This window comes from Rudaea sp. (genome assembly GCF_036383415.1).
Taxonomy (GTDB): domain Bacteria; phylum Pseudomonadota; class Gammaproteobacteria; order Xanthomonadales; family Rhodanobacteraceae; genus Rudaea.
This window is the reverse complement of sequence record NZ_DASVOK010000361.1, coordinates 1-7,229: the sequence shown is the minus strand read 5'-3', so window position 1 is coordinate 7,229 and position 7,229 is coordinate 1. Positions and strand designations below refer to the sequence as shown.

Sequence of the window (7,229 nt, the reverse complement as noted above, 5' to 3'; positions counted from 1 at the left end):
ACAAGCGCAATGGCGGCGCTCAGCGCGGGCAAGCGGCGCAAGGCAGCGCGCGCGGCGGCGGGCGTGCAGGTGTTGATCTGGACGGACATGGCGGTCTCCATTTTCGGGTTTGCGACCTCGAATGAGGTTCGTTGCAATCTTTCAAGCGCAGAATCGCGAAAACCGGCTCATCCTGATTCCTGGGTGCGGCAAGGCGATGGACGTGGACTTGTCGCCGTCGTTCGGATCACAGCCCCTGCAGCGAGAGCACGTCGTGCGTCATCGTGCGCTCCGTCGCCGACGGTGCGAGCCACAGCGTCACTTCGAACGGCTTGGCGGGATTGCCGGCCGTCGCCCAGGTTCCGCGGACGCGCCACGCGCACAACGCAGGCTGCGCCTGCGTGTCCTGCATGAGTTGATGCAGCACCGCGGGATGCAGGCGCGGCGGATGATCGCCACGCAAGGCATCGAGCACGGAGCCCGGCCGTGCCTGCTCGTGGGCTGTCGCGTTGCCCGTCGAACCAATCAGCGCCCGTACACGCTCGCGAATCGGCTCGACGAAGGCTGCCGTATCGAGCCGTGTGGCGGACCACTCGCCGGCGGGGATCGGTGGCGTCGCGGGAAACGCCTGCGCAAACGCGTTTCGTACAGAGTCCACGGCGTTGCGGTCCGTGCACTGGGTCTGCGTGAGTTCAGCCATGCGTGCGAGCGTCTGCCTCAGGTTCACTTGCGCAGCCGAACGTGCGTAGAGCGCCCGGACCTCCTGGTCGTCGGCCAGACGATAGCGACCGGCCAGTGCCAGCACCTTTTCGTACTCACCTGCCGCCTGCAAGGCGCCCAGCTCAGCGAGAAGCTGCGGCTTGTTTGCGGCGAGTTCGTTCTGCTGCGCCTGCGCTTCGGCAAGCACCGCGTGACGTTGCCGCTCGATCGCCGTCTCGCGCTGCCGTTCCGCGTACCAGCGCGAGGCGGCCGGAACAAGTCCGGCGGCCAGCACTGCGACGGCAACGCAGGCGAACAAAATCGGGGTTCGACGCATGGGCAAATCCGCTCACTTCGACGCTGGGAGCCTCGCTCAGGCCCTACGCATCGAAACGACGGCCGCACCCAGCAGCAGCAATCCCAGACCAATCAGCGCCATCTCGTCGAGCATCGGCGCAGGCGCGGCAGGCCCGGTCGACGGCGGCGGGGTCACGACTTGCGAGCCGAAACCATCGAGGTAGGCGTAGCCCAGGTGTGCGCTCGGCGAACAGTCGGAGGCAAGCAGGTAAACCTCGATCGAATGGCCAACGCTCGTATCGGGAACGACTACGTCCGCGCCCTTCCAGTTCAGGTAACTGTAGTCCGTGTTTGCCAACAACTGGAACTGGGTGCCGGTCTGCCCGGCGAAGGAAAAGTCCTCGTACAGAGTCGTGCCTGCGGTCACGTCGCGCACGCGGATGAAGAAGAAAGGCTGCTCATCAGGATCGTGGCCCGGGTTCTCGAGCACGACCGCGTAGTCGAAGCGTACGTGCAGCTTCTGGTCGCCCGCGTCGCGGTCGGCATTGGTGATGACGTCGGTCTGGCTGATGAAATTCGCGTAACCACCCGTGTCGCTGTTGTTGACCCGCGCCGTGCGGCTACCCACATGGGGCAAAGTGATCGGCGCGCCGACCAGGTCCGGCCCTGCCGACACCACCGCGCCACGGAACGAGCCGCCGCTGCCGAGATTGATGCTGGCGCTCGTGAAAGGCTGCGAACCGGCCAAGCCATTGTTGACCCCATAGCCCGTGGTCCAGCCGGTAAAGTCGCCACTTTCGAACCCGCCGTTCTGGAAAATCGCAGCCGCGGGCAAGGAAACCGCACAGAGAACGACGAAAGCCATCGCCTTGAAGAACGCTTGCAACATGGTTTTGCTCCCCACTCCTGAAGTGAACAATGGATCCTGATCCCCGATCCGACTCGACGCGGGAAACGCCCGCTTCAATTTCTTCAGCGTAGAATCGGGAAAATCGGCTCATCGGGGTTCGCTGTGGTCAACCACCACGGCGCGATGAGCCGATCGGGGTCGTGTTGCGCTTTGGGGGTTATGGAATCCGCACGCTGGCAGAAACTCACCGATATCGTTGGTGAATGTCTGGACTTGCCCGTCGCCGAACGCGACGCGTTCGCGCGCGCACGCTGCGGCGATGACGAGGCCCAGTACCGCGAGGTGCTCGCCTGGCTGGCCAGTGCCGCCGGCGGCGAGGATTTCCTGCAACAGCCGTTGCAGGTCGACACTCAATTGTTGCAGTCGGCGACGGTAGCCGCAGCCATGCCGGGCTGGGTCGGGCGCCGGCTCGGGCCGTACCGCATCGTCGGCGAAGTCGCGCGCGGCGGCATGGGCAGCGTGTTCCGCGCCGTGCGCGACGACGACGAGTACCACAAGATCGTCGCGATCAAGCTGATCCGTCCCGATCTCGGCGGCGACGCAGTTGCAGCACGCTTTCGCATGGAGCGGCAGATCCTCGCCGGTCTCGATCACCCGAACATCGCGCGCCTGATCGACGGCGGCACGACCGAAGACGGCCTGCCCTACCTCGTCATGGACTATGTCGAAGGCGAGCCGATCGATCGCTACTGCAATCGCCTCGCGCTCGGCGTGCGCGAGCGCCTGCAACTGTTCTGCGAGGTCTGCGCGGCGGTGCAGTTCGCACACCAGCACCTGGTCGTGCATCGCGACCTCAAGCCGAGCAACATCCTCATCGATCGCGACGGCAAGGTGAAGCTGCTCGACTTCGGCATCGCACGCCTGATCGACGCCGATGCGGACAGCCCGACCACGCTGACCGCGTTCACGCCGGAGTACGCGAGCCCCGAGCAGGTCAAGGGCGAGCCGATCACGACCGCGAGCGACATCTACTCGCTCGGCGTGCTGCTCTATCGCCTGCTCGCCGGACGCAGCCCGTACCGTTCGGACAACTCGCAACTGCACGCGCTCGTGCGCGAGATCGTCAGCACCGATCCCGCGCGACCGAGCGCGAGCGCGGGCGAATCGGGCCGCGGCGGCAACTCGGTGGCTCCCACGCTCGACACCGAGCGCCTGCGTCGCGCGCTGCGCGGCGACCTCGACACGATCGTGCTCATGGCGCTGCGCAAGGAACCCGCGCAGCGCTATCCCTCGGCCGAACAGTTCGCCGACGACGTGCGTCGCCACCTCGACAACCGGCCGGTGCGCGCACGCGACGGCGCGCTCGCTTATCGCGCGCGCAAGTTCCTCGTGCGCCACCGTCTCGGCGTGGCACTCGGCTCGCTTGCCGTTGCCGGCCTGCTCACGCTGTCGGTCTATGCGCTGGAAAAGGCCCGTGTCGCGCGCGCGGAGAGGGCGCGCGCCGAACGCCATTTCGACAGCGTCCGGGACCTCGCCAACCGTTTCGTCGGCGACGTGTTCCTGCAGATCGTCGACGTGCCCGGCACGGCGAAAGCGCAGCAGACCTTGCTCGACACCGGCGTCGAATACCTCGGCCGCCTCGCCGCCGATGCGGGCGGCAACCGCAGCTTGCTGCTCGATGTCGCGAGGGGCTACGTCAAACTCGCGCAGATTCAGGAGCGCGGGCTGATTCCGCCCGCGCAGCGCGCAGCCAGCGCGAGCTCCGCCCTTGCCGCGCTCAAGCGCGCGGACGAGCTCGCACCGTCCGACGCGCGTTCGTCGGAACTGCGTCTGTTCGCGCAGACTTTGCTCGCCGGCAGCGAGGGTGACGCTCAGCACTTCGACGCAGCCAGGGCACAATTCGAAACGGCCGCGGCGCTCGCGCGCGCAGCACCCAGCGCCGACGAGCCCTCGTCTCTGACCCAGGCGCGCGCGAATGCGCTCGCCGAGTTCGCCAAGGCACCCGGCATCGACATGCCCGCGAGCCAGCGCCTTGCGCTGACGCGCGAAGCCTATGCCGTCTACCAGGCCGCGCAACGCACCGCGGCCAACGACAAGGATCGCGACGACGTCGCTAACGCGCTCGCGACGACTTCGCTTTTTCTCGCCCGCGCCCAACTCGAGGACCACGACGACACGCAGCGCGTCGCCAAGGCACTTGCCTATGCGCAGGATGCCGTCCGCGAACAGGAGGTCGCGTACGCGAAGAATCCCCACGACATCAAGAACCTCATCAACCTCGTGCTCGAATCGGGCACCGCTGCCTCGATCGCCGCGCGCGGTGGCGACTACGACACAGGACGCGCCTACTACCGCAAGGCGCGCGACTACGACGAAGAGATGCAGCGCCAGGATCCGGGCCAGCCGACCGCGATGGTCAACCGTATCGCTACCCGCCTGGAACAGGCGGAGATGGAACTGCGCGCCGGCACTTCGGTGCGCGTCCAACTCGAAGAGCTCGCCGCGGTCGAACGCATGGTGCAGCAATTGCCCGACTATCTCTCGGGGCAGCGCCAGATGACCGCCGTGCGCGCGTGGATCGACGGACTCAAGGGCGAATTCAGCCTGCGTCGCAGCGAGGAAACCGACCTTTCGCGCGAGCAGCGCATCGCACTCAAGCACGAAGCGATCGCGCTGTTCGAAAATTCCAGCAAGCTGGTCGCGCAGATTCCGGAAATGATCGACGAGGAAACCCAGGACATCGTCGAGCTCGTGCAGAGCGGTGCCGTGCGCACACGCGCTTCGCTGACGCAGCTGCAGGCGCGCTGAGGCAGCGCGGCGGCGCGACGTCGACACCATGCAGAAATGGACGCGACCGCAATGAACTCCGAGCGCTGGCAGAAACTGACCGAGCTGATCGGCGAATGCCTCGAGCTTCCGCCTGAGCAGCGCGCAGCGCATGCGAGTGCCGTCGCGGGCGCAGACGAAGCGCTGTTGCGCGAGGCACTCGAATGGCTCACCGGCGCACAAAACACCGACGGTTTTCTTGCCGGCGTCACGCCCGCCGCAGCGATCGCACGTGCCGCGCACGACGCGGCGCATGAAGCGGACGCGTGGATCGGCCGCACACTTGGTCCGTATCGTATCGCCGCGGTGATCGCGAGCGGCGGCATGGGTCGCGTGTTCCGCGCAGCGCGCGACGACGACGCCTATCGCAAGGAAGTCGCGATCAAGTTGATCCGCGCCGACCTCGGCGGTCGCGACGTCGTTCGCCGCTTCCGCATGGAGCGGCAGATCCTCGCTGGCCTCGACCATCCGAACATCGCGCGTCTGATCGACGGCGGTGCGGCCGAGGACGGCACGCCCTACCTCGTCATGGACTATGTCGACGGCGTGCCGATCGACCGCTACTGCCGCGAGCGCGGCCTCGACCTGCGCGCGCGCCTGGAACTTTTCTGCGAAGTCTGCGCCGCGGTGCAGTTTGCGCACCAGCGCCTGATCGTTCATCGCGACCTCAAGCCGAGCAACATCCTCGTCGACGCGAACGGCCGCGTGAAGCTGCTCGACTTCGGCATCGCCCGCCTCGTCGACGTCGACGCCGACGCCGACGCCGGTGACGCGGCGACGCTCAACGCCTTCACACCCGAATACGCCAGCCCCGAGCAGGTCAAGGGCGAGGCGATCACCACGGCGAGCGACGTCTACTCGCTCGGCGTGCTGCTCTATCGTCTGCTGACCGGGCACAGCCCATACAAGGCCGACAAGGCGCACTTGGCCGACCTCGTCCACGAGATCGTCGCGACCGAACCGGAACGCCCGAGCACGACGCTGCCGGATGCGGTCGGCGCGGGCGCGGCGCGTGCATCCGCACCGCGGCGCGAATTGCGCGGCGACCTCGACAACATCGTGCTGATGGCGCTGCGCAAGGAACCCGAGCGCCGCTATGCCAGCGTCGAACAGCTTGCCGACGACGTGCGCCGCCATCTCTACCATCGCCCCGTGCGTGCGCGCGACGGTGTGCTCGCCTATCGCGCGCGCAAGTTCGTCGCGCGCAACCGTGTCACGGTCGCGCTCGGCGTGATCGCCGCGCTCGCACTGATCGCCGGCGTCGCCGGCATGGCCTGGCAGGTACGGCAGACGCGCGTGCAGCGCGATCTCGCCGTGGCGCAGACCGAACGGGCCGATCGCGAAACGCAGCGCGCACTGGCCGAGTCGGCGCGTGCGCGCGAACAGCTCGACCGCCTGCGCGCGACCAATGATTTCCTGCACACGGTGTTCGCAAGCTCCAACGCCAGCGTCAGCGGCACGCCCAACGTCACTCTCGAACAGGCGCTCGACCGCGCGGTCGAATTGGCCGGCCGCGAATACACAGCGCAGCCACAACTGGCGATCCGCGTGCTCATGGCCGCCTCGGTCAGCTACTTCGGCCTGGGCCAGGAGGAAAAAGCCGCGGCGCTCGCGGAGCGAGCGTTGCAGATACAGGAATCGAAGTTGCCCGACTCGAAGGAGGACCGTGCCTGGGTGATCGCCGAGCTGGCCACGCAGCGCGTCAGCTACAAACCGCAGCAGGCGCTGCGCTGGGCGCAGGAGGCAGTCGCGATCGAGCGCGCCAACGATCCACCCGAAATCGATGGTACGTTGTACGCGCTGAATGCGCTCGCCACGGCGCAATGGAAAAATGGAGACACACCTGCGGCATGGGCGACGATGGAGGAAATCTTTGTGCTCTATCGTAGCCACGACGTGCCGGAAACGAACAGCCGCTACTTGGTCGATCTCAAGGATCGCGCGCTGCTGCTCGCCGAACTCAAGCGCTACAACGAATCGGCGCGCACTTACGAGCGCGTCATTGAACTGCACACGCAATCGTTCGGCGCCGATTCGATGGCAGTGGCGCAGGATCGCGTGTCGTTCGCGCGCGCACTGCGCCTGGCCGGCCGCCGTGACGAAAGCCTCGCCCAGTTCGACCTGGCCATGCCGGTGCTCGCACGCGAAACCTCGCCCGACTCGCCGACGCTGCAGCGCGCGAATCTCTGGCACGGCATGCTGCTGGTCGACATGGGCCGCCATGCGGATGCGCTCGCGCCCTTGGAGTCCGCGCATGAATTCGGGCGCACGCACGATTTCCAGAAACGGCAGGCACAAACCGCCGCGTATTACGTCGGGGCGTTGGCCGGCGCAGGAAAATGCGCGGAGGCGCGCGTGGTACAGGTCGAAATGGCACAGCGCAAGATCGCATTGAAACCGGACGATGATCCGCTCTCGAACACGCCCTGCGCGAAGAACTGAAGGCGCGGTGCTGCACGCGGGCGACGTGCGTCGCCTGTTATGCTTCGCGCATGGCGAACGAAGTCCCCGCAACGATCTCACTTGTACCGAACGGGCGCCGCGCGCTCGTCACCGGCGCCTCGGCCGGCATCGGCGC

Annotated in this window: 4 protein-coding genes; 2 read left to right on the top strand and 2 right to left on the bottom strand. The window is 66.8% G+C overall.

Annotation, left to right across the window (positions count from 1 at the left end; all coding sequences use genetic code 11):
* Positions 1 to 226: 226 nt before the first annotated feature.
* Both VF497_RS13385 and VF497_RS13380 read right to left on the bottom strand, forming a co-directional pair.
* Positions 227 to 973 (bottom strand): hypothetical protein, encoded by a 747-nt coding sequence (locus VF497_RS13385; RefSeq protein WP_330889511.1) that lies wholly within the window; start codon positions 971 to 973, stop codon positions 227 to 229.
* 78 nt (positions 974 to 1,051) lie between these two features.
* Positions 1,052 to 1,942: a hypothetical protein gene (locus VF497_RS13380; protein ID WP_330889509.1), complete on the bottom strand. Its 891-nt coding sequence runs from the start codon at positions 1,940 to 1,942 to the stop codon at positions 1,052 to 1,054.
* 102 nt (positions 1,943 to 2,044) lie between these two features.
* On the opposite strand from VF497_RS13380, the gene VF497_RS13375 reads away from it, so the two are divergent.
* Positions 2,045 to 4,633, top strand: coding sequence for a serine/threonine-protein kinase (locus VF497_RS13375; protein ID WP_330889507.1), 2,589 nt, complete (start codon positions 2,045 to 2,047; stop codon positions 4,631 to 4,633).
* A gap of 36 nt (positions 4,634 to 4,669) precedes the next feature.
* Positions 4,670 to 7,093: a serine/threonine-protein kinase gene (locus VF497_RS13370; protein ID WP_330889505.1), complete on the top strand. Its 2,424-nt coding sequence runs from the start codon at positions 4,670 to 4,672 to the stop codon at positions 7,091 to 7,093.
* Positions 7,094 to 7,229 lie beyond the last annotated feature (136 nt).

Coding starts and splice junctions, on each gene's coding strand:
- VF497_RS13370 (WP_330889505.1), top strand. CDS start 4,670: ATGGACGCGACCGCAATGAACTCCGAGCGCTGGCAGAAACTGACCGAG.
- VF497_RS13375 (WP_330889507.1), top strand. CDS start 2,045: ATGGAATCCGCACGCTGGCAGAAACTCACCGATATCGTTGGTGAATGT.